This window comes from Flavobacterium chilense (assembly GCF_001602525.1).
GTDB lineage: Bacteria > Bacteroidota > Bacteroidia > Flavobacteriales > Flavobacteriaceae > Flavobacterium > Flavobacterium chilense.
Genome location: NZ_LSYT01000005.1, coordinates 55,104 through 75,713, shown reverse-complemented (window position 1 = coordinate 75,713; position 20,610 = coordinate 55,104). Strand labels below are relative to the sequence as shown.

The following is a 20,610-nucleotide window of genomic DNA, read 5'->3' as shown; positions in this document are numbered from 1 at the left end:
TTGTTGGTATTCTTAACACATAGAAACATAGTTTTTGTAAATTTTAAAATAGGCGTTTCACTTATTTAAACAAACATAGCTATGTGTAAGAAACGTGTTTCTTTTTGTATTCTTTATTTACACACATAAAAATTATGTTTCTATGTGTTAGTATCAAAAACAATGTTTTATTTTGTTGCCAATTCGCGATCGTTTCTTGACCATTCGCTCCAGGATCCTACATAAAGTTTTGGAATTGCAAGTCCTGCATAATCCATCGCTAGCAAAGTATGACAGGCTGTAACGCCTGAACCACAATGCACGATTATATTTTCAGAATTTTTATTTTCTGTAATTTTTGAATATTTTTCTGCTAAAACTTCTGCTGGTTTATAAAATCCATTTTCGTCTAAGTTTTCACTAAACGGGATATTTATTGCGCCCGGAATATGTCCTGCGATTAAATCAAGCGGTTCTGTTAAGCCATCAAATCTGTTTTTGTCTCTTACATCAATTACAATGTTTTCGTTGCTATTTCGGGCTCTTTCAACTTCATTAATATCGGCTATACCCAATTTCCATTCAGGAATTGAATAATTTTCAGCAGGTTCAAAATTTTCGATTTCTGAGCTTGTTGGATATCCGGTTTTTATAGCAGCTTGTAAACCTCCGTTTAAAACCTGAACTTTTTCATGTTCTATGGCTCGGAGCATCCACCAAAATCGGGCAGCAGCGTTTGACCCGTTTTTATCGTCATAAATGATGACATGACTTTTGGGTGAAATCCCGAGTTTAGCAAGTACTTTCGAAAATTTTTCTAAAGATGGTAAAGGATGTCTTCCGCCGTTTACCGGATTTTCGACGGTTGCTAAATCTTTATTTAAATCTACAAAACGAGCATCTTTAAGATGTTCTTTTTGATAATTTTCGTTAGCATTGATTCCGGCTCTGGCATCGATTAAAACTACTGCAGAAGAATCTTTTATTTTTAGTAAGTCTTCAGGATCTATAATTGGCGAAAGTATATTTGACATCTTTTAGTACATTTATTTTTTAGAATTTCCCATCCAAAGCAATGCATTGACAATGAGCTGACTTTGTACTTTATTTTCAAAAGTATACGAAAGGGTTTTATTGGTTTTGTTTTCGTAATCAATATCATTGTGTCCCATATTGACATAAAGCATTTTATAATTCTTGTTTGTCCAGACTACCGGATAATAACCTTCATGCCAGATTTCGTTTGGTTTTGGGCCTGTTCCCAGCGGAAAACTACTGTCATCAATCGCAACAAGTATTTTTATATCGGGATTTTTTCTCAAATCATTACTCCATCTGTACCATTCGTTTGGTGCTGATTTGAATGTTTTTGAGATGTTTTTAGTTACAGGATGTTGGCTTTCAATTCGTAAAACTGCCGATGTTGGTCGCCAGGTATTGCTGCCATATTCACCGGAACCCAGAAAAGTATTGTGATACCAATTCCAGTTTTGTGTATAAGCAGAACCATTTAATGCGAAGGCAGAAAAGTGGAACCCAATAAAGCCGCCTCCGTTTTCCATATATTTCTGGAAAGCTTCCCGCTGGTTTGGTGTTTCGGGTCTGGTGTCTAAAAATAAAACAACTTTATATTGGGCTAAAAACTTTGCATTCAGGTTGTCCCAATTGCTGGTCGAATCATATTCAAAATGATTTTCCTGTGCTATTTTTGGAAACCACTTATTTGCTTCATGTACAAAACTGATATGAGCCTGGTCGTTTTTGGCTGTATAAAAAGCAATTACTTTAAATTTAGAATTTGCTTTTTTATTTTGTGCAAAACCTGAAAAACAAATTGAAAACAGGATCATCAGAATGATTTTTCTGAAAAAAGAAGCTTTTGATTGTAAAAGATCTTTAGGAGTGGTACGGAGCAAAATTTGATCTGACATTTAGGTCTCTTTGGTTGTTTTTTCTTTAAATCATTTTAAATATTACTAATCTGCAAAAGCCTGTGTATAAAAATATAAAAAAGTATTGTTTGTTTTGTTGTATTGCAAGCAATCCCAATTGCTGTAAACATTGCTTGTGGCGATGCAAAATGTATGGGCTAAATTTGTTTTTGAAGCTTTTTTTGCAAAAGATCCGTGCTTTAATACAAAATCTTCGTCTTTTGATATGTCAGTAATTTTAATTTGAGGATATTCTAAATAAGTATTGGTACTTTTTTCAAGTTGACTTTGGTCGTAAATTAAAAAGTCATTTGCAAATTGATATTCGGGTGATCCACTAGGATAGTCGTCGGAAACTTCAGTTCTAAAACCGTCTATGACTTTTATGTCTTCATGCAGTTTAACATATTTATCTGTTACACCATTATAGAACAGAATCGAAATTTTATTCTTCTTTTTATCATAAACAATAAAAGCAAAGTCGTTGCTGTTTTTTTCAAACAGGCTTCCTTTTGCCAGTGAAATTAATTCGTAATCTGGGTTTTCCTGAAAAAAAGTTTGTTGTTCAATAGGTAGTTTTGGAAGTAATTTTGTCTGAATGTCTAAAAATACCTGTTTGTCCGAAAGCTCCTTTAATGTTTTCTTATTATCAATTATTTGATTAGCCATTTTAGGATCGTCGTATGCAGACATTAGTTCATAAATAGTATCTTTTTTGCTTTTTTTATCGGCAACTTTTTCAGTTGGTGTTTCTTTTTTTGGTTGATTTATTTTATGATCCTTTTGGTTGGAGTTACAGGCAAATAAAATGGTAGAAAGGGCTAGAGCGAATATTGTTTTCACAGTAAAAAAAGTTAAAAGTGGGTAAATAGTGGTTATTTACCCTGTTATTGGTTGGCTGGATAAAAATTAAGAAGGGATTTTCTCGATGAGTATTTCGTTATCTGCTTTGTCAAAATAAGTACAGGTCATTTCGATGATGTCAACACGCCATTTTGCAATTCCGGATTGCGCGGCATGTTTGCAAAATGTCAAATAATCGGTTTGTCCATCCTGATGCATGACTAAAAATTCAATAAAACGTTCTTTGTTGGCGACAGGAGCAACCTCAATTTCAGCATATTTTTCGTCAGATGAAACTTTGTAATTATTAACTCCATAATATTCTACGTTGCCGTTATGTACAAAGGTATCATAACCTTTTACGCCCAAAATAATCAAATCTTGTATATAATTTGGAAAATCTGCACCGCTTTGTACTTTAGCATGCGCTTCTTTTATTTGTTCAATTGTAAACATGTGTTTTAGTTTTTAAGTTAAAGTTTGCCACAAAATTGATGGCATAAAAAAAATATTATTTCAAAAATACGATTAATGGTTTTATAAATTGATCAAAAGATTCAATATGGGGCAAATGCCCGGTATTAGGAACTTCGACTAAGTTGGAGTTTGGAATTGCTTTTTGAGTTTTCTTTCCCAATTCTAAATAATTTCCCATTGTTTTTCTAATTTCTTCTGATACTAAAGGTTTTCCAATGGCTGTTTTATCTCTGGTTCCGATAATTAAAAGGGTTGGACTTTTGATGTTTTTGAATTCATACAAAACGGGTTGTGTAAAAATCATGTCGTACATCAAAGCAGAGTTCCAGGCAACTTTAGCATAATCAGGAGCCGATGTCCATCCGGCGCCAAGTTCTGCCCATTTCTGGAAATCAGCATTCCATTTTCCATCATAATAATTCGCCATCTGATAGCTTTTTATATTTTGATAGTTTTGTTTTAATTCTGATTCATACCACCAGTCTACTGGTTTGTAAGGTACAATGAGTTTCCAGTCTTCTAAACCAATTGGATTTTCCAGCACTAATTTTTCAGTAGTTTCCGGATACATTAAGGCAAATCTTGTAGCTAACATTCCGCCCATAGAATGTCCCAAAATAGTTGTTTTCTCTATTCCTAAATGATCCAGTAATTTTTTGGTATTTTGGGCAAATTGCTGAAAAGTGTATTGAAAATGATCTGGTTTAGATGATTTTCCAAAACCAATCTGATCGGGAACTATTACTCTGAAACCTTCTTTTCTCAGTGCTTTTATTGTCGTTTCCCAATAAGCTCCGTTAAAGTTTTTTCCGTGAAGTAAAACAATATTTTTGTTGTTATACTTTTCCGGTTTAATATCCATGTACGCCATTTTAAGATTCTGCTGCTGATTGCTCAGTTCTAAAAATTGTACAGGAAAAGGATATTCGTAATTGGTTAAATTGATATCGAGAGCCTTTATATTTTCCTGTTGCGAAAAACATAAAAAGGGAAGTAGTAAGATTATAAATTTTATGGTTTTCATTTTTGAATGGTATTTATTAGGGATCTCTAAATTAAAACTAAACCATTTTAAAAGCAAAAATTATAACCTTAAATTTATCAGAAAAAACAATTAAGATGTGATTTATGCCATAACGGCTACAATATGCAAAGCTGTTTCGGCGAGAGTTGTATCGCCAATGATTTCTACTTTTTCTTTTGCATCTGTAGAAGTCATTCCTTTAGAAAATAAAAGCCAGGCATCATTTGGATCAATTTTTATGATGGCATCAGATTGGGCAGGAGTATCGATAAATTTCCAGATTTCATCTTCTTTAATAATGCTCCATTGTCCGCCAATTGAAGTGGTAACAATTAAACTTATAACTGTACCGTTTTTCGCATTTGTATTTCTGTATGCATTTGGTAAAGCCTGCATAAAGGTATGAATGAAGGGATAAAATAAATCTTTGGTAAAAAGCGCTGGTTTTCCAACAGCATCCCTGATTTGTTGCTGATGAAGAAATTTTTCAGTGTACTCGCGCGCAATATGAAACCAGTTTAATGACGTTTCTTCACCTGCCCAGGCAACTGAAAAGATAGCATTTTCAAAAGGATTTAATGTTTGTAAATGCTCATAATATTCTTTTCCTGTAGTTTCTAATAAACTAATGATGACGTTTGGACTGAGTCTTTTTGTCGCATTTGTCCAGGTCATATTAAGCTGATTCAGAAAATCAACCAAATCGCTGTATGAGTTTATGTTTTCAGGTTTTTCTCCAAAATACTGATCTCTGGAAATCGATAAACCTCTTAAATTTCCATCGAGTAAATGTGAAGAGATGTCTTTTACAGTCCATTTTTTAGCAACTGTTTTCGCATTCCATTCTTCTTCGGTTAATGATTTCAAAAGGTCAATTAGCAAGCTATCCAGAATAGGGAAGAGATGCAGGGTTTCGATTGGTTTACTTTCCGAAGGTTTCATTTGTATTATTTTTTACTGTGACCACTCTTTGTGGATAAGGAATGTCGATTTTTGCCTCGTCGAAACGTTTTTTAATGCTTTGTAGTAAATCACAATACATGACAAAACCATCTGTGGAATTTTTTGCCCACGCCCATGCTTTTAATTGTACGCTTGAATCTGCCAAAGCTACCACACGTGCAATCACTAATGGAACTTTTTGCTTTTTATTTTCGGCTGTTCGTGTGTCAATAAAAAAAGGATGTTTGGCGATTTCGTCCTGAATGATTGCCAAGGCATTTTCGATATTTGAATCGTATCCAACGCCAATTTCGATTACTTTACAACATTTTGTGTCGTTCATATTGGTGTTGACAATAATCTGGGCACTAATTACTGAATTTGGAATGATGATTCGGTTATTTTCAGCGTCTTTTAAGACGACTTGTCTTAAATTGATGTCTTCGACTGTACCCACAAAATTGTTGATGGTAATTTTATCGTTAATTCGGAAAGGTTTAAAAATCACCAGAAATATTCCGCTTACAATATTGCTTAAAGCTTGTTGCGATGCAAGACCGGCAACCAGAGAAATAACTCCAGCTCCGGCCAGAAAAGAATGTCCAATAATTCTAAATTCCGGAATTTGTATTAAAGCAAAGGCAAATCCTAAAATATAAATTATGGTTATAATCAGGTGTTTTAGAAATCTGAATCCGGTTGCGTCATATTCTTTATTGGTTTGTTTACGATACAAAAGATAACGAAGTACCTTGTCTGTAATCGCACCCAAAACAATTGTAATTATGGCTATAATTGCAATGAAAATACCAATTCTAAAGTCTTTTAAATAATCGATCATAACTTTTATTTTAAAAAAATCCAAAAAGCAATTGTTTTAAATGTGTTTTTTGGATTTGATAATTTGTAACCAATCAGATTAATTTTTAAAGTCCGACAAAGTCATCACTTTTAGGAAAAATACTCAAAGCCTGTATCGCGATTTCAGGTGTTGGAGAAGCTAGTTTTCTTAGTTTTGTGTCCATCCAGGCACCATCGACTGTAATAACGGCACAAAGGGTATCATCTTCTTTTCTGAATTCGTGAATGATAGACCAACGTGAGGCATCGGCTTTCATTTTTGAAGTTTTGGTGTGGATGAATATCTTGTCAGAAAGTTTTAGTTCTTTTCTGAAGATGCATTCTTCTCTAAACAAAACAGGTCCAAAACCTTCTGTTTGCATCACTTTTAAAGTTAAACCCAGTTCTTCTAGGATTTCGATACGATGTTGTGCGCCAAAATCGTAATAAGCGCTATGACGAACGTGAAAATTTGGATCAAGATCTGACCAGCGAAAAGATAATTCTTTAGTAAATGAAGCCATTTTGTATTTGTAATTTTAATGAGAAACCGAAATTACGAATAAAAATGGAAACTGTTTAAGAGAAAATTCAAAGTCTTGTTTGACAAAGCTGGTTCATAACCTTTGTCTGATTCATATTAAATTGCCGAAATGAAATTTGCCTGAAAAATAGAGGACGTTCTATTCTAAGCTTTCCAGATTATCCCATTCGTACTCTATTTTGTTTAATTTTATGTAATAGGGAATCAGAAGTAGTATTTCTAAGCGAATCGGGAAGTGACCGTCATCGCTGGTAAAAGGATGAATAAACATAGATGCCAGGCAAATTACAATTCCGCAAATCGCATCAATTTTACCTATCGAAATGGCATTAGGTTTTTCAAACCAAAGTGAATAGGCAGCAAAACCTTTGAATACAGCAATTGCGATGATAAAAAGTCCGGTTCCTGAATAAGCATAATTACTGGAAAAACCATAAAGAGATAATTGAATATTTGATGTAAATAAGTTTCCAATTAAGGCGCTTATGGCACAAACGCCTAAAATCATAAAAATCCAGCAAAATGTTTTAATCCACCATGGCAGAAGTTTTCTTCTGATTATAACTGGTTTTTCAAATTCGTCAAAATGGCTTTTTAATTCGCTATTCATGTTTTTGATTTTTCTGTATTTGTAATTGGTTTATGTTTAGATTTTCGACTGTTCTTCTTTTTCGATGCTTAATTTTTTAACAATCCATGGTAAAGTAAGTCCTTGTCCGATAAGGGTTAATAAAACAACAGCTACGGAAATAAATATAATAACGGTTCGTTCCGGAAAAGGTGTTCTGTCTTCCAAAACTTTTGGGATACCAATGGCGATGGCAAGAGAAACAATCCCACGCATTCCGGACCAGCTTAAAATAATACTATTATTGAAATCTAAAAGCGCGTGTTCGCTTACTTTTCTTTTTCGTTTGGTGTTTTGAAATGCTTTTTGAAGATTAATTTTCTGAAGAAATATTCTCGCCATTCTAATCAATAGCGCGACAATGGTAATTATTACGGCATAACCAATATACGGCAGGATCATATGATCGTCAATATCTTTTAAGATGTAACGAAAGTTGAGTCCGATTAAGATAAAGATTAATCCGTTTAATAAAAAGATGATAATGTCCCAAAGGTTTCTGGATTGGTTTTTTAAACTTTCCGGGAATATTTTTTTACTGAAACGCGCAATTGCTAATCCTAAAATAACGACTGCAATTACTCCTGAAACCTGTAGATTCTCCGCTACAAGATAAGTAACAAAGGGCATTAAGAGCATAAAACTAATCGTAACATTTACATTTTTATGTACTCTGGTAAGTATAAAGCTTAAAATTTTAGCCATAACAAAACCTACTAAAAAACCACCTCCTAATAACAGTATAAATTCAAGAGTAGCTTTCCAGATTATAAAAGCCGATCCCATTACAGCGGCTACTGCAAAACGATACGCTACTAGAGCAGATGCATCATTGATTAAACTTTCACCTTCAAGTATGGTAATTGTTTTATGCGATATTTTTAGCCCTTTTGTGATGCTTATGGCTGCAACGGCATCTGTAGCAGAAAGTATGGAGCCTAGTACAAATGCTAATGGCCAGCTCATTCCGGGAATTGTAAAATGAGCTACAACTGCGATACCAAGCGTGGTAAGAAAAACTAAAGATATTGCAAGTGTACTAATGGTATTAATATTGGTTTTGAAATCTTTTGGGGAGATATTAAAAGAAGCATCATATAATAATGGAGGCAGAAAGATTAGAAAAATTATCTCCGGATTGATCTGAATTTCGGTCATGGTAGGTATAAAACCAATTGCAACGCCTACAATAACAAGTAGGATAGGATATGGTAATTTTACTTTATCTGCAAAAGCAGATAGCCCTATAACGATGGCCAGAATAAGTATAATGATGCTGTAGTTTTCCATTATTGCTTTAATTTTTGTTTAAACCAGCAATTTGCTTTCATTCAGATTTTTAAAGATAATTTTGTCAACTTTTGATATTATATCCGGATCTTTATAATTTAGCCATCTAATTTTATCAATTTCCATTATCAAATATATTTTTAATGTTTTTCAAATATATGCTGTTTTCCTAACAAATAATTCAGTTCGTCTTATCATTTAGGATCTTTTTTATAGTCTGGTTCAGTGTTAATGAATTTGATTGTATTGTTATTAAGATTAATAGAGCTTAAAGAATAACATTCTGAGGAAAATAGAAGTAATAAGACAAAATTATTATTAATTAAATTTGCATCCAGATCGGAAACCGAAAGATCTTTTTGCAATGGATATTATTCGATTTCGTTTCCGTACCAAAAGATCTTATCACGTAAAAATGGAAAATCCCAATTTTCTGCATAAACATTTTCAAGTTCTGCTGCCCAGCCACTCATAGTAGAGTTTTTTCCATTATCTTTTTGGATGGCTATGTATTTTCCAGTAATGAAGTTGAAAGATTTTGTAATGAATTTTGTGTTTCTCTGATAGGATAATTCATATCCAATCACTCTGATTTTATGATTTTTATTATCAAAACGGTACTTTATTTTTTCTATTAAATTTTTCTTTTCTCCCGAGATATTCGGGATTGATTTTTGATTGGCATATCTAAGAGTAACGATGCATATTTTTTTTTCGGTTACGGTAAATAATGTGTAATAAATTGATTCTTTATTATTATACAGAATGCTATTATTTATCAGGTTAATTTTAATCTCTTTCTTCTGCGAAGACAGAAAAATTGAAAGTACATTTTGAACTATTTCATCCTCATTTTTTTCAATCTTAAAATCATCGACTAAATTATCATTATCAAATTTTGCAGACAGACTTCTTGTAATCGCTCGATCTTTTTCTTTAATTTGTTCATCTGTATTATCGTTTTTTTGGTAAGAATCCACATTTCTTTTAGAGCTATTTTCACAAGATTGCATTGAGAAAATCAATATACATAATGTAATTAGTTTATTCATTATAATTTGGTTTAATTCGGTTCTGGCTGCAAAGATTAAAAATATCAAAATTTGTATAAAATCAGTAGTAGTAAAATATCAGTCTCAACTCTAATAAATAATTTTATTAAAGATTTTTCAAATATAATCTTTTTCTTATGAAATGTTTCATTGACGTAATAGTTTTAGACAGATGTAATTTTGATGTATTTGATAAAGTAAAAAAGAGTAGGACAATAATGTTTTTTTGTTTATTGATGACATGTAAGATATAATTATATCAACGATTGTTCTAGCCCTGATAGAAGCGGTATCCTTTTATGGCGGGGTTCGCCATAAAAGATATAGCGTATAGCAGGAAGAAGCTCCTTAGGAATGACATGTAAAGTACTGATATGCCACGTATGTCAGTCCTTAAAAATGTCATGTTGTCAGATGATTATTAGTGTGCCAATATGAAAACTGACAATTTACTTTGGTTTTTTATATTGGCACAAAGATTGACTTATGCCACCTGAGTTATAAAATTAAATCAAAAATTAAATATATAAAAAATGGGTAAAATAATCGGAATTGACTTAGGTACGACGAACTCTTGTGTTTCTGTAATGGAAGGTAACGAAGCAGTTGTTATCCCTAACGCAGAAGGAAAAAGAACTACACCATCTATCATCGCTTTTGTTGAAGGTGGAGAAATTAAAGTGGGTGATCCTGCAAAAAGACAAGCAGTAACGAATCCTACAAAAACGATTGCTTCTATTAAACGTTTTATGGGACACACTTTTGCTGAAACTCAGGATGAGGCAAAAAGAGTTCCTTACAGTGTTGTAAAAGGTGACAACAATACTCCACGTGTGGATATTGACGGTCGTTTATACACTGCTCAGGAATTGTCTGCAATGACACTTCAAAAAATGAAAAAAACTGCTGAAGACTATTTAGGTCAAACTGTAACTGAAGCAGTTATTACTGTTCCTGCTTACTTTAACGATGCACAACGTCAGGCTACTAAAGAAGCTGGTGAAATTGCTGGTCTTAAAGTTATGCGTATCATCAACGAGCCAACTGCTGCTGCACTTGCTTACGGATTAGATAAAAAAGGAACTGATCAAAAAATTGCTGTTTACGATTTAGGTGGAGGTACTTTTGATATCTCTGTTCTTGAATTAGGAGACGGTGTATTCGAAGTATTATCTACAAATGGTGATACTCACTTAGGTGGTGATGATTTTGACCAGGTTATTATTGACTGGTTAGCTGACGAATTCAAAACTGAAGAAGGTATTGATTTGCGTTTAGATCCAATGTCATTACAACGTTTGAAAGAAGCTGCTGAGAAAGCTAAGATTGAATTATCATCTTCTGCTGAAACAGAAATCAACTTACCATACGTAACTGCTACTGCTTCTGGACCAAAACACTTAGTGAAAAAATTATCAAGAGCTAAATTTGAGCAATTATCTGATACTTTAGTAAAACGTTCTATGGAGCCAGTTGCTAAAGCATTAAAAGATGCAGGTTTATCTACATCTGATATCGACGAAGTAATCCTTGTTGGAGGTTCTACTCGTATGCCAAGAATCGCTGACGAAGTTGAAAAATTCTTCGGTAAAAAAGCATCTAAAGGTGTTAACCCTGATGAGGTTGTTGCTATTGGAGCTGCTATTCAAGGTGGAGTTTTATCTGGAGATGTAAAAGATGTATTGTTACTTGACGTAACACCTCTTTCTTTAGGTATCGAAACTATGGGTGGTGTATTGACTAAATTAATCGAGTCTAACACAACTATCCCAACTAAAAAATCTCAAGTATTCTCTACTGCTGCTGATTCTCAACCATCTGTTGAAATCCACGTATTACAAGGAGAAAGAGCAATGGCTGCTGATAACAAAACTATCGGTCGTTTCCACTTAGATGGTATTCCACCAGCACCAAGAGGAGTTCCTCAAATCGAAGTAACTTTCGATATCGATGCTAATGGTATCATCAAAGTTTCTGCAACTGATAAAGGAACTGGAAAATCTCACGATATCCGTATCGAAGCTTCTTCTGGTTTAACAGCTGAAGAAATCGAAAAAATGAAAAAAGATGCTGAAGCTAATGCTGATGCTGACAGAATCGCAAAAGAAAGAGCTGAGAAATTGAACGAAGCTGACAGTACTATTTTCCAAACTGAAAGTCAATTGAAAGAATTGGGAGATAAATTGACAGATGAGCACAAAACAGCTATCGAATATGCTTTAACTGAATTGAGAATGGCTCACCAATCTCAAGATCTTGATGCAATCCAAAAAGGATTAGACAATGTAAATGCAGCTTGGAAAACAGCTACAGAAGCAATGTACGCTCAAGGTGGTGAACAAGGTCAACAAGCTGCTCCACAACAAGAGCAATCTGGAGACAATGTTGAAGACGTTGAATTCGAAGAGGTAAAATAATTCTTTAGTATTAAGTAATTAGTACAAAGTATTAAGATAGAAAACCGAGTCAGAAATGACTCGGTTTTTTTGTGCTTATTTTTAAAATAACTTACTGTAAATCAGCTTAAAAGGTGGATGTCTAAAAGGATTTGTATGAAAAATGCCCAAAATGAGGTTTTCCGCAAAGTTATGATTTGGTTTTATTTTAGTTTTGATAAAAATTAACGTAAAACAAATACCACCAATGAAAAAAATCTTAAACCTTGGGTTAGTCTTTCTAACCATTTTATTTGCAGGATGCAGCAGCGATGACGGCATTGATAACAATAGTAATAACTCCGCTTCGGCTACTATAAATGGTACAGCATGGAACGCAACAAAAGTGAACAGTGTCACTTTAATAAAAGTAAAAAGCGAAAACCAACAGCGTTTTGATATCAATATTCAGGACAATTCCCAAATGTTGTCATTAGCGTGTGTGAGCTCGCTTACAACAACTGATGTGATGCCACTTAAAGCTTATAGTTTTGATGAAGATAATGATGATATGGATGCATTGTTCATAAATACTTATTTAATTGATGGAAATACATATACTGAGCATTTCGTTAAAACCGGAAAAATAACCATAACTTCTATGGATGCTGACAAAAAAACGGTTTCAGGAACTTTTAGCTTTACTTCAGAGAAAGTTGGAACATTACAAACTAAAGTAGTAACTCCAAATATTGTTGAGGTAAAAAATGGTGTATTTACCAACTTGTCATATAAAGTTATTACAACACCATAATTATTGTATTAGCATTTAATGTTTTAAAAGACGTACATAATTGTGCGTCTTTTTTTTGTGCTTTTTTTATACTGATGTGAGTCACAAAATGACAATTGTCATTTCCTTTTCGGATTCTTTTTCGTAATATTACTATTGTAAATATTTTTGAATGAGAAAGATAAAATACAAGAAAGGACGTAAGCTGCAACATATTACTTTAGAGTATACAGGAACACATAAAGAGCATGAAACAGAGATGCAGCTTTTTGTATATGATGATAACGATGTTGTTGAATATGATAAGTTTACAGTAGCAGCATTAAATTCTTGTTTTGATTACACAAAGAATAACTGGCTCAATGTTCATGGCTTAAACGATATTGGTTTGCTTAAAACAATTGGTGAACATTTTAAGTTAGATGATTTTTTATTAGCCGATATTTTAAATACTACCAAACGAACTAAACTTGAAGAGCAAAAGGATATTTTATTTTTTAATATAAAATCGCTGTTGCCCTCTGAATATTCCGATAATATTAGTGTTGAACAAATTAGTTTTATTCTGAAAGACGGAATCTTGTTCTCGTTTCAGGAAAAACGAAGCGATTTCTTTACTCATATTCGCGAGCGACTTCGTACACATGCCGGCATCGTAAGAACCAAAAAAGTAGATTATTTACTCTATCTGTTATTAGATGCGATAATCGAAAACTTTTATATTACAATTGAAGATGAAGAGGAGAAACTTGAAGAGTTAATTAATTTAACGAAAAAAGGTGCCGATCCTGTAATACTGGAAAAAATTGAAAATCATCGTGATAATTTTAATTTCCTAAAGCGCTCCATAGTTCCGCTTAGAGATTCCTTGTATTATTTAAAAACCATTAAAGATGATGATACAAGCAATCTAATTCAAAAAGATACCTTTAATTTTTTCATTCGTCTGCATCAAAAAAGTTTAGAACTTTTAGAGCAAATCGAATCAGATATGAGTTCATTAGAAAGTGCTTCTAACTTTTATTTCTCGGAACAAAGCCGAAAAATGAATGAGATTATGAAGACACTTACCATTATCTCCGCCATATTTATTCCGCTTACTTTTATTGTGGGAGTGTACGGAATGAACTTTGAGAATATGCCTGAACTTAAATATAAATATGGCTATCACAGTGTTATGATTGCGATGATTTTTCTGGTGATAGCTTTAATTATCTATTTCAAAAAAAGACGTTGGTTTTAACGTTTCTTTATCTATAAAAAATACTATTTACACGACATTTGTTTAGTTTCAAAATATAAATTATGAGTAAAGCGATATATATTGCCACCAGCGATCAAAATAGCGGAAAATCGATTATTACACTCGGTTTGATGAGCATTCTGATTGGAAAAACGGCAAGAGTAGGATATTTTAGACCTATAGTGGAGGATTTTGTTGACGGAGAATTAGATAATCATATCGAGACAGTTCTCTCTTATTTTAATCTTGATATTAAATTTGAAGATGCCTTTGCGATCACAAAAAGCAAATTGATCAAAAAGAAAAATAAAGGAAAAATAGGCGAAGTTTTAGACTTAATTATTGAGAAATATAAAAAACTCGAAGAACGTTTTGATTTTGTTTTGGTCGAAGGTACGAGCTTTACAGGCGAGGGAACTTCGATCGAATTAGATTTGAATGTTTTGATTGCAAAAAACCTAGGAATTCCAACCATTATTATTGGTTCCGGAGTAGGAAAAACATTAGAAGAATTAGTTGACAGCCTGTATTTGGTTTATGATTCATTTAAGGTAAAAGAGGTTGAAGTTTTATCTGTTTTTGCCAATAAAGTACAGCCCGAAAATATAGAACTGGTGACTAAAAGTCTTCAGAAAAGTTTACCTGAAAGCGTATTGATCAATACAATTCCGCTGATTTCGAGTTTAAACAATCCAACCATGCAGGAAATCGTAAATGAACTCGATGCCAAGGTTTTGTTTGGAGAAAATTATCTGAACAATGAAATCGGGCATTTTAGCGTTGGAGCAATGCAATTGCATAACTATTTGGTTCATTTGCATGATAATGCACTGGTGATTACTCCGGGTGATCGTTCGGATATTATTTTAGGCGCTTTACAAGCCAATGAATCGGCTAATTATCCCACAATATCAGGAATTATCCTAACAGGTAATATTGTGCCTGAGGAGAGTATTTTAAAGCTTATCGAAGGACTTTCTGCTATTGTTCCCATAATTGCTGTTGATGGTGGAACCTATCATATTACCAACAGAATTGGTGCGATAAAATCTGAGATTTATGCCAACAATACCCATAAAATAGAAACATCGATCAGTACTTTTGAAAAATATGTGCAAATAGATGATTTATCAGAACGTCTGATCACTTTTGTAGCCGAAGGTATGACGCCAAAAATGTTTCAGTACAACATGGTTAAAAGAGCCAGACAGCATCGTAAACATATTGTTCTGCCGGAAGGAAATGATGACAGGATCATTATTGCAGCTTCAAGGCTTCTGTCAATGGATGTTGTTGATATTTCAATTATTGGAGACAAAAAACAAATTGAAAGCAAGGTTGCTGAATTAGGAATTTCATTAGATTTTTCTAAAGTAAATATTATCAATCCAATTGAATCAAAAGATTACGAAGATTATGCAAATACCTATTATGAGCTTCGAAAGGCAAAAAATGTGAGCATAACCATGGCAAGAGATTTAATGGAAGACGTTTCGTATTTCGGTACAATGATGGTGTACAAAGGCCACGCTGACGGAATGGTTTCTGGTGCAGCCCATACCACACAACATACTATTTTACCTGCATTACAATTCATTAAAACAAAACCAAATTCATCTGTAGTTTCATCCGTATTCTTTATGTGTTTAGAAGATCGTGTTTCGGTATTTGGAGACTGTGCGATTAATCCAAACCCAACAGCAGAACAATTGGCAGAAATCGCGATTTCATCAGCTGATTCCAGTTCAGCTTTCGGAATTGAACCTAAAATAGCAATGCTTTCGTATTCTTCAGGATCATCCGGAAAAGGAGATGAGGTTGAAAAAGTACGTACAGCCACAGAAATTGTAAAACAAAAACGTCCGGATTTAAAAATCGAAGGACCAATTCAGTACGATGCTGCGGTAGATCGTGCCGTTGGAAAAAGCAAAATGCCGGATTCTGAAGTAGCAGGGCAGGCGAGTGTACTTATTTTTCCTGATTTAAATACCGGAAACAATACATACAAAGCAGTACAAAGAGAAACCGGTGCTTTGGCTATTGGACCAATGTTGCAGGGGTTAAACAAACCTGTAAACGATTTAAGCCGTGGTTGTACTGTAGATGATATTATCAATACAGTTGTCATTACAGCAATTCAGGCACAGGGACTTTAGTCAATTAAAATTTTAGAATTAAAAATTAAAAATAGAACGCGGATGAGACTGATTCGCTATGCGAAAACGCAGATTTACACGGATTTTATTTTGGAAAAAAAAGATCCGTTTTAATCCATGTCTTTACGAAGAAAATACGCATCTTCAGCGTGCTAATCCCAGCAATATTCAATTAAAAATAAAACTACGAGCCTTAGAATCTTAGCATCTCAGAACCTTAGCAACTTAAAAAGAAATGAAAATATTAATAATAAACTCAGGAAGTTCATCAATAAAATATCAATTAATGGTCATGCCAACAAACGAAGTGATTTGTTCAGGTATGATCGACAGAATTGGACTGGAAACTTCGAATGTATCATTTAAGACAGCATCGAATACAATTGAAGAAACGCTGCCTATCCCAACTCATAAAGTTGGATTGCAAAAAGTAGCCAATCTGCTTTTAGATGCAGAAAAAGGCGTTATAAAATCAACTTCAGAAATTGCAGCAGTTGGACATCGTGTAGTACATGGCGGTAGTGATTTTAGTAATACAGTAAAAATTGACGAAAAAGTAAAAGCAAAAATCAAACAACTTTTTGAATTGGCGCCTTTGCATAATCCCGCCAATTTAGAAGGAATTAATGTGGCAGAGGAAATTTTTAGTTCAGCTGAGCAAATTGCTGTTTTTGATACCGCTTTTCATCAGACCATGCCTGAGATAGCATATAAATATGCCATTCCAAACTACCTTCTGACCGAAAATAAAGTGCGTGTTTATGGTTTTCATGGTACAAGCCACAAATATGTTTCTGAAAAAGCAATTGACTTTTTAGAGCATAATTCTAAAATTATAACCATTCATTTAGGAAACGGTTGCAGTATGGCAGCTATTAAAGACGGAAAGTGTATAGACACCACAATGGGTTTTTCGCCTTCAAATGGGTTAATAATGGGTACACGTTCTGGCGATATTGATCAGTCTATTGTTTTTTATATGATTAAAAATTTAGGCTATACGCCTGATGAAGTAAATGCGATTTTGTTGAAACAAAGCGGAATGCTTGGACTTACGGGCTATAGCGATTTACGTGATATTGAATCAGAAGCAGAAAAAGGAAATGCCGATTGCCAGTTGGCTTTATTAATGAACGCTTACAGAATCAAAAAAACGATCGGAGCTTATACTGCAGCATTAAACGGTTTAGATGCTATTGTTTTTACAGCCGGAATAGGAGAAAATTCATCATACATGCGAAAATTGGTTTGCACAGATATGGAATATTTCGGAATTGGTGTAGACGATGATAAAAACCAAATTCGCTCTAAACAAATCAGAGAAATCAATAAGCCGGATTCAAGAACAAAAGTTTTAGTTATACCAACAGACGAAGAATACGAAATTGCCAATCAGGTTTACCATTTGTTGCATAGTGAACTTTAAATGCATATAAAGCATAAAAAAACTCCTCCATCGAGGAGTTTTTTTATGCTTTAAGATTAAATATTTGTCAGTACCTTTGATACATAAATCTAAATATCTTGAAATCGATACTTTTAAAATCAGTTTTCTTCTTTTTCATCGCTTTACAGATCCAGGCACAAGAATTACTTCCTTTCGTAGAAAACTATAATAAATCAGATTATCAGGGCGATAATCAAATCTGGAACGTGGCTCAGGGTAATGATAAAGCCATGTATTTTGCTAACAATCATTATTTATTGCGATATGATGGCGTAGTATGGGAAAAATACTCACTTCCTAATAAAACCATTATTCGTTCGATTTTAATCGAAGGAGATCGTATTTACTCTGGTTCATACAAAGAATTTGGCTATTGGTATCGAGAAAACGGTAAAATGAAATATGTTTCGATTACCAAAAATCTAAGGCTGTTTGATGAAAAAGATAATGAGGAAATCTGGAAAATATTCAGATTTAATGGTTCATTGTATTTTCAGTCCTTTAATGATGTTTTTATTTATGATGGAAAACATATTAAAAAAATCAAGTTTCCATTTTTAATTTCTTATTGCTTTGTTGTAGATAACAATCTTTACGTAGCTTCTGTAAATAAAGGACTTTTTAGGATGAATGGTTCAAGGATATCTAATCCTAAAGGCTGGGACATTCTGAAAAACACTGTGGTGCATGCGATCGAAAAATACAAAGGCAAGACTTATATTTTTACACAAAAAAAAGGGATTTTTATTGCTGAAAAAGCAAGTTTAACCCCATGGAATAACCCCTTAAATGAAACCTTAAAAGCAAACGGAATAAATGTTGCCAAATTTATCAAAAACAATAAGCTTGTTGTAGGTACGGGAAACAAAGGTGTTTACATCTATGATTTTAATACGGAAACGTATAAAAATATCGACCGTAATAATGTTCTCATGAACAATTCGGTTTTATGTATTGGTTTTGATAAAGAAGAAGATTTATGGCTTGGACTGGATAACGGAATTGCGCATGTTGAAATCAATTCGCCTATTTCATTTTTTTACGATAACTCAGGAATTTTAGGTTCTGTTTATTCTGTTGCGACAACAAATAAAGGATATTTAATTGCTTCGAATCACGGAATTTTTGAGTTTAATTCAGGAAATTTTAAAATGCTGCCTAATACACAGGGTCAGGGCTGGAATATTACAAAAATTGGAAACAAATATATCATTGGTCATAACGATGGAACTTTTTGTTATGAAAATGGTGTATTGTCCAAAATTAATAATGTAAGCGGTGGCTGGAACCTGTCAAAAAGTATCATTAACGATACCTATTTTCAATCAACTTACAGTGGGATTTTAGTATATGATGATGTTTCGAAGCTGACCGAAAATAAAATAATCAACGATCTTTCGAAACCTATAAAATATGTAGCCCAGAATAAAAAGAATGAAATTTGGGCAGCAGATAATTACCGTGGATTATACAAGGTTCAGTTTGATGATAATTACAAAACCAAAAAAATAGAAAATATTACTCAGCAGAGTAAAATAAAAAATGATTTTGGAGTTAAGATTTTTGAGTTTAGAGACGAAATACTGTTTCTGATTAATAATGTCTGGTACACCTTTAATTCTATTTCAAATAAATTAGAAGAAAACGAACTCTTTAATGGCAATTTTAAAAATATCTCAGATGTTGTAGCGATCGATCAGGATCATTTTATCGTGCTTCAGGAAGGAATTCTTTATCATATATATGCCCATGGTAATAAATTTGTATGGAACATTATTCAGGAGAAATATTATAAAGGAAAACTAATTAATGAAAACTTAAGAATTTTCAGAAGTCAGAATCATTATTTAATGAACCTGGATGATGGTTTTATTTCGCTTCAATTAGAATATCAGAATAAGCAAAACAAAGGTGTTAGGGTAGAAGCGTATAATAATGGTGAACTATTGCCAAACGATGAAAAAATAAAACACAATACAGAGCTGCGAATAAATGTTATTTCAGGTATTTATGGTGCGAGCAAACCAAATTTATTCTATCAGATTAATAAAAGCAAAAACTACATTCCAATTTCAAATGGAGCTATAGTTTTAAACAACCTGAGTAGTGGTTCACATTCTGTTGTCATTTTTAAACATGACGGTGCAAATTACGAAAAGGTTTCGGGTTTTGATTTTAAAGTAGCACAACCCTGGTATTTTTCTTTCTGGATGATTTTACTTTATTTATTAATAATAGGAGCAGTACTTTTCTTTTATTATAAATGGAACAAACTTCGTTACATGCAAAAACTCAAATTGCAGGCAGAAGAATTAAAACACCAGCGCGAAATTTTGGAGATGGAGTTAAAAGCAGAAAATGAATTAAATCTTCAGGAATACGAAAAACATATTCTGGAATTAGAATTACAGACCAAATCATCAGAAGTGGCTGGCAAATCGTTGTCGATTGCCAAACAAAGCGAAATGATCGATAATATTCAAAACATTTTAGATTCTGAAAAAGATTTTAATAAACTTAAAAGTGAAATTAAAAAAGCAATTAAGATTAATGAAGTGAATAAACACGAATGGGAGATTTTTGAAACCAATCTAAATCAGATTCACAATGAATTTATCATAAACCTTTCTAAAAAATTCCCAAACCTTACTCCAAAAGATATAAAATTGTGTGTTTATCTAAAAATGAACCTTTCTTCGAAGGAAATTGCACCTATGATGAATATCTCTTTTAGAGGCGTAGAATTGCACAGATATCGTCTAAGAAAGAAATTAAACCTTACTCAGGACGAAAACCTCTCAAAATTTTTATTAAGTGTGTAAGATTTGTATTTGTTTTTTAAAGATCTTATATTTTTCCAGTTCTTTTATTACATAATTCCAATACATCATTACTACATCATAACGTTATGTTAACAAAATAAAATTAACATTTAGTTTCTTGATAATGAGTATGATACATTCTAATTTTAACATAATGATGTAGCTATGTAGTAGTGGTATTTGATGTACTACAACGTTGTAATTGCTTAATTTGGCTCTACTAA

17 protein-coding genes are annotated in these 20,610 nt (G+C 33.0%); 6 read left to right on the top strand and 11 right to left on the bottom strand.

What is annotated here, in order from left to right; translation table 11 throughout:
- Nucleotides 1-167: 167 nt before the first annotated feature.
- The 11 genes from A4F88_RS13035 to A4F88_RS12985 all read right to left on the bottom strand — a co-directional run bounded on the left by A4F88_RS13035 (nt 168) and on the right by A4F88_RS12985 (nt 9,550).
- Nucleotides 168-1,013, bottom strand: a complete 846-nt coding sequence (locus tag A4F88_RS13035) for a sulfurtransferase (protein WP_068843052.1) — start codon at nt 1,011-1,013, stop codon at nt 168-170.
- Nucleotides 1,014-1,025: 12 nt separating this feature from the next.
- Nucleotides 1,026-1,910 (bottom strand): ThuA domain-containing protein, encoded by an 885-nt coding sequence (locus A4F88_RS13030; protein WP_245179106.1) that lies wholly within the window; start codon nt 1,908-1,910, stop codon nt 1,026-1,028.
- A 45-nt stretch (nt 1,911-1,955) separates the two neighbouring features.
- Nucleotides 1,956-2,753: a hypothetical protein gene (locus A4F88_RS13025; RefSeq protein ID WP_068843051.1), complete on the bottom strand. Its 798-nt coding sequence runs from the start codon at nt 2,751-2,753 to the stop codon at nt 1,956-1,958.
- Between the two features lie 66 nt (nt 2,754-2,819).
- On the bottom strand, nt 2,820-3,209 hold the full coding sequence (locus A4F88_RS13020) for a DUF1398 domain-containing protein (protein WP_068843050.1): 390 nt from the start codon (nt 3,207-3,209) through the stop codon (nt 2,820-2,822).
- Nucleotides 3,210-3,264: 55 nt separating this feature from the next.
- Nucleotides 3,265-4,254 carry an alpha/beta fold hydrolase gene (locus A4F88_RS13015; protein ID WP_143154977.1) on the bottom strand — a complete coding sequence of 330 codons (990 nt, stop codon included), beginning with the start codon at nt 4,252-4,254 and terminating at the stop codon, nt 3,265-3,267.
- Nucleotides 4,255-4,356: 102 nt separating this feature from the next.
- A complete protein-coding gene (locus A4F88_RS13010; protein WP_068843049.1) occupies nt 4,357-5,196 on the bottom strand; it encodes a maleylpyruvate isomerase N-terminal domain-containing protein in 840 nt (279 codons plus the stop codon).
- On the bottom strand, nt 5,177-6,037 hold the full coding sequence (locus A4F88_RS13005) for a mechanosensitive ion channel family protein (RefSeq protein WP_068843048.1): 861 nt from the start codon (nt 6,035-6,037) through the stop codon (nt 5,177-5,179). The genes A4F88_RS13010 and A4F88_RS13005 overlap by 20 nt, the downstream gene beginning before the upstream one ends.
- A gap of 85 nt (nt 6,038-6,122) precedes the next feature.
- Nucleotides 6,123-6,560 (bottom strand): acyl-CoA thioesterase, encoded by a 438-nt coding sequence (locus tag A4F88_RS13000; RefSeq protein ID WP_068843047.1) that lies wholly within the window; start codon nt 6,558-6,560, stop codon nt 6,123-6,125.
- 159 nt (nt 6,561-6,719) lie between these two features.
- Nucleotides 6,720-7,190, bottom strand: coding sequence for a hypothetical protein (locus A4F88_RS12995; protein ID WP_082815768.1), 471 nt, complete (start codon nt 7,188-7,190; stop codon nt 6,720-6,722).
- 36 nt (nt 7,191-7,226) lie between these two features.
- Complete coding sequence (locus A4F88_RS12990; RefSeq protein ID WP_068843045.1) at nt 7,227-8,498, bottom strand: Na+/H+ antiporter; 1,272 nt, start codon at nt 8,496-8,498, stop codon at nt 7,227-7,229.
- Nucleotides 8,499-8,869: 371 nt separating this feature from the next.
- Complete coding sequence (locus A4F88_RS12985; RefSeq protein ID WP_068843044.1) at nt 8,870-9,550, bottom strand: hypothetical protein; 681 nt, start codon at nt 9,548-9,550, stop codon at nt 8,870-8,872.
- A 533-nt stretch (nt 9,551-10,083) separates the two neighbouring features.
- Here A4F88_RS12985 and dnaK point away from each other — a divergent pair.
- The 6 genes from dnaK (at nt 10,084) to A4F88_RS12955 (ending at nt 20,386) form a co-directional block, all read left to right on the top strand.
- Entirely contained in the window at nt 10,084-11,967 is a 1,884-nt protein-coding gene (gene dnaK, locus A4F88_RS12980; protein WP_068843043.1) for a molecular chaperone DnaK, read from the top strand.
- Nucleotides 11,968-12,193: 226 nt separating this feature from the next.
- Nucleotides 12,194-12,739 (top strand): DUF6252 domain-containing protein, encoded by a 546-nt coding sequence (locus tag A4F88_RS12975; protein ID WP_068843042.1) that lies wholly within the window; start codon nt 12,194-12,196, stop codon nt 12,737-12,739.
- Nucleotides 12,740-12,890: 151 nt separating this feature from the next.
- Entirely contained in the window at nt 12,891-13,961 is a 1,071-nt protein-coding gene (gene corA, locus A4F88_RS12970) for a magnesium/cobalt transporter CorA (protein ID WP_068843041.1), read from the top strand.
- Nucleotides 13,962-14,023: 62 nt separating this feature from the next.
- On the top strand, nt 14,024-16,117 hold the full coding sequence (pta, locus tag A4F88_RS12965) for a phosphate acetyltransferase (protein ID WP_068843040.1): 2,094 nt from the start codon (nt 14,024-14,026) through the stop codon (nt 16,115-16,117).
- A 235-nt stretch (nt 16,118-16,352) separates the two neighbouring features.
- On the top strand, nt 16,353-17,543 hold the full coding sequence (locus A4F88_RS12960) for an acetate/propionate family kinase (protein ID WP_068843039.1): 1,191 nt from the start codon (nt 16,353-16,355) through the stop codon (nt 17,541-17,543).
- A gap of 98 nt (nt 17,544-17,641) precedes the next feature.
- The gene (locus A4F88_RS12955) at nt 17,642-20,386 is read left to right on the top strand and encodes a helix-turn-helix and ligand-binding sensor domain-containing protein (protein ID WP_068843038.1); all 2,745 of its coding nucleotides are present in this window, start codon (nt 17,642-17,644) and stop codon (nt 20,384-20,386) included.
- Nucleotides 20,387-20,610: the final 224 nt, after the last annotated feature.

Excerpts from the sequence above, each read along its gene's own strand:
- A4F88_RS13035 (WP_068843052.1), bottom strand. The coding sequence starts at position 1,013 with ATGTCAAATATACTTTCGCCAATTATAGATCCTGAAGACTTACTAAAA.
- A4F88_RS13030 (WP_245179106.1), bottom strand. The coding sequence starts at position 1,910 with ATGTCAGATCAAATTTTGCTCCGTACCACTCCTAAAGATCTTTTACAA.
- A4F88_RS13020 (WP_068843050.1), bottom strand. The coding sequence starts at position 3,209 with ATGTTTACAATTGAACAAATAAAAGAAGCGCATGCTAAAGTACAAAGC.
- A4F88_RS13015 (WP_143154977.1), bottom strand. The coding sequence starts at position 4,254 with ATGAAAACCATAAAATTTATAATCTTACTACTTCCCTTTTTATGTTTT.
- A4F88_RS13010 (WP_068843049.1), bottom strand. The coding sequence starts at position 5,196 with ATGAAACCTTCGGAAAGTAAACCAATCGAAACCCTGCATCTCTTCCCT.
- A4F88_RS13005 (WP_068843048.1), bottom strand. The coding sequence starts at position 6,037 with ATGATCGATTATTTAAAAGACTTTAGAATTGGTATTTTCATTGCAATT.
- A4F88_RS13000 (WP_068843047.1), bottom strand. The coding sequence starts at position 6,560 with ATGGCTTCATTTACTAAAGAATTATCTTTTCGCTGGTCAGATCTTGAT.
- A4F88_RS12995 (WP_082815768.1), bottom strand. The coding sequence starts at position 7,190 with ATGAATAGCGAATTAAAAAGCCATTTTGACGAATTTGAAAAACCAGTT.
- A4F88_RS12990 (WP_068843045.1), bottom strand. The coding sequence starts at position 8,498 with ATGGAAAACTACAGCATCATTATACTTATTCTGGCCATCGTTATAGGG.
- A4F88_RS12985 (WP_068843044.1), bottom strand. The coding sequence starts at position 9,550 with ATGAATAAACTAATTACATTATGTATATTGATTTTCTCAATGCAATCT.
- dnaK (WP_068843043.1), top strand. The coding sequence starts at position 10,084 with ATGGGTAAAATAATCGGAATTGACTTAGGTACGACGAACTCTTGTGTT.
- A4F88_RS12975 (WP_068843042.1), top strand. The coding sequence starts at position 12,194 with ATGAAAAAAATCTTAAACCTTGGGTTAGTCTTTCTAACCATTTTATTT.
- corA (WP_068843041.1), top strand. The coding sequence starts at position 12,891 with ATGAGAAAGATAAAATACAAGAAAGGACGTAAGCTGCAACATATTACT.
- pta (WP_068843040.1), top strand. The coding sequence starts at position 14,024 with ATGAGTAAAGCGATATATATTGCCACCAGCGATCAAAATAGCGGAAAA.
- A4F88_RS12960 (WP_068843039.1), top strand. The coding sequence starts at position 16,353 with ATGAAAATATTAATAATAAACTCAGGAAGTTCATCAATAAAATATCAA.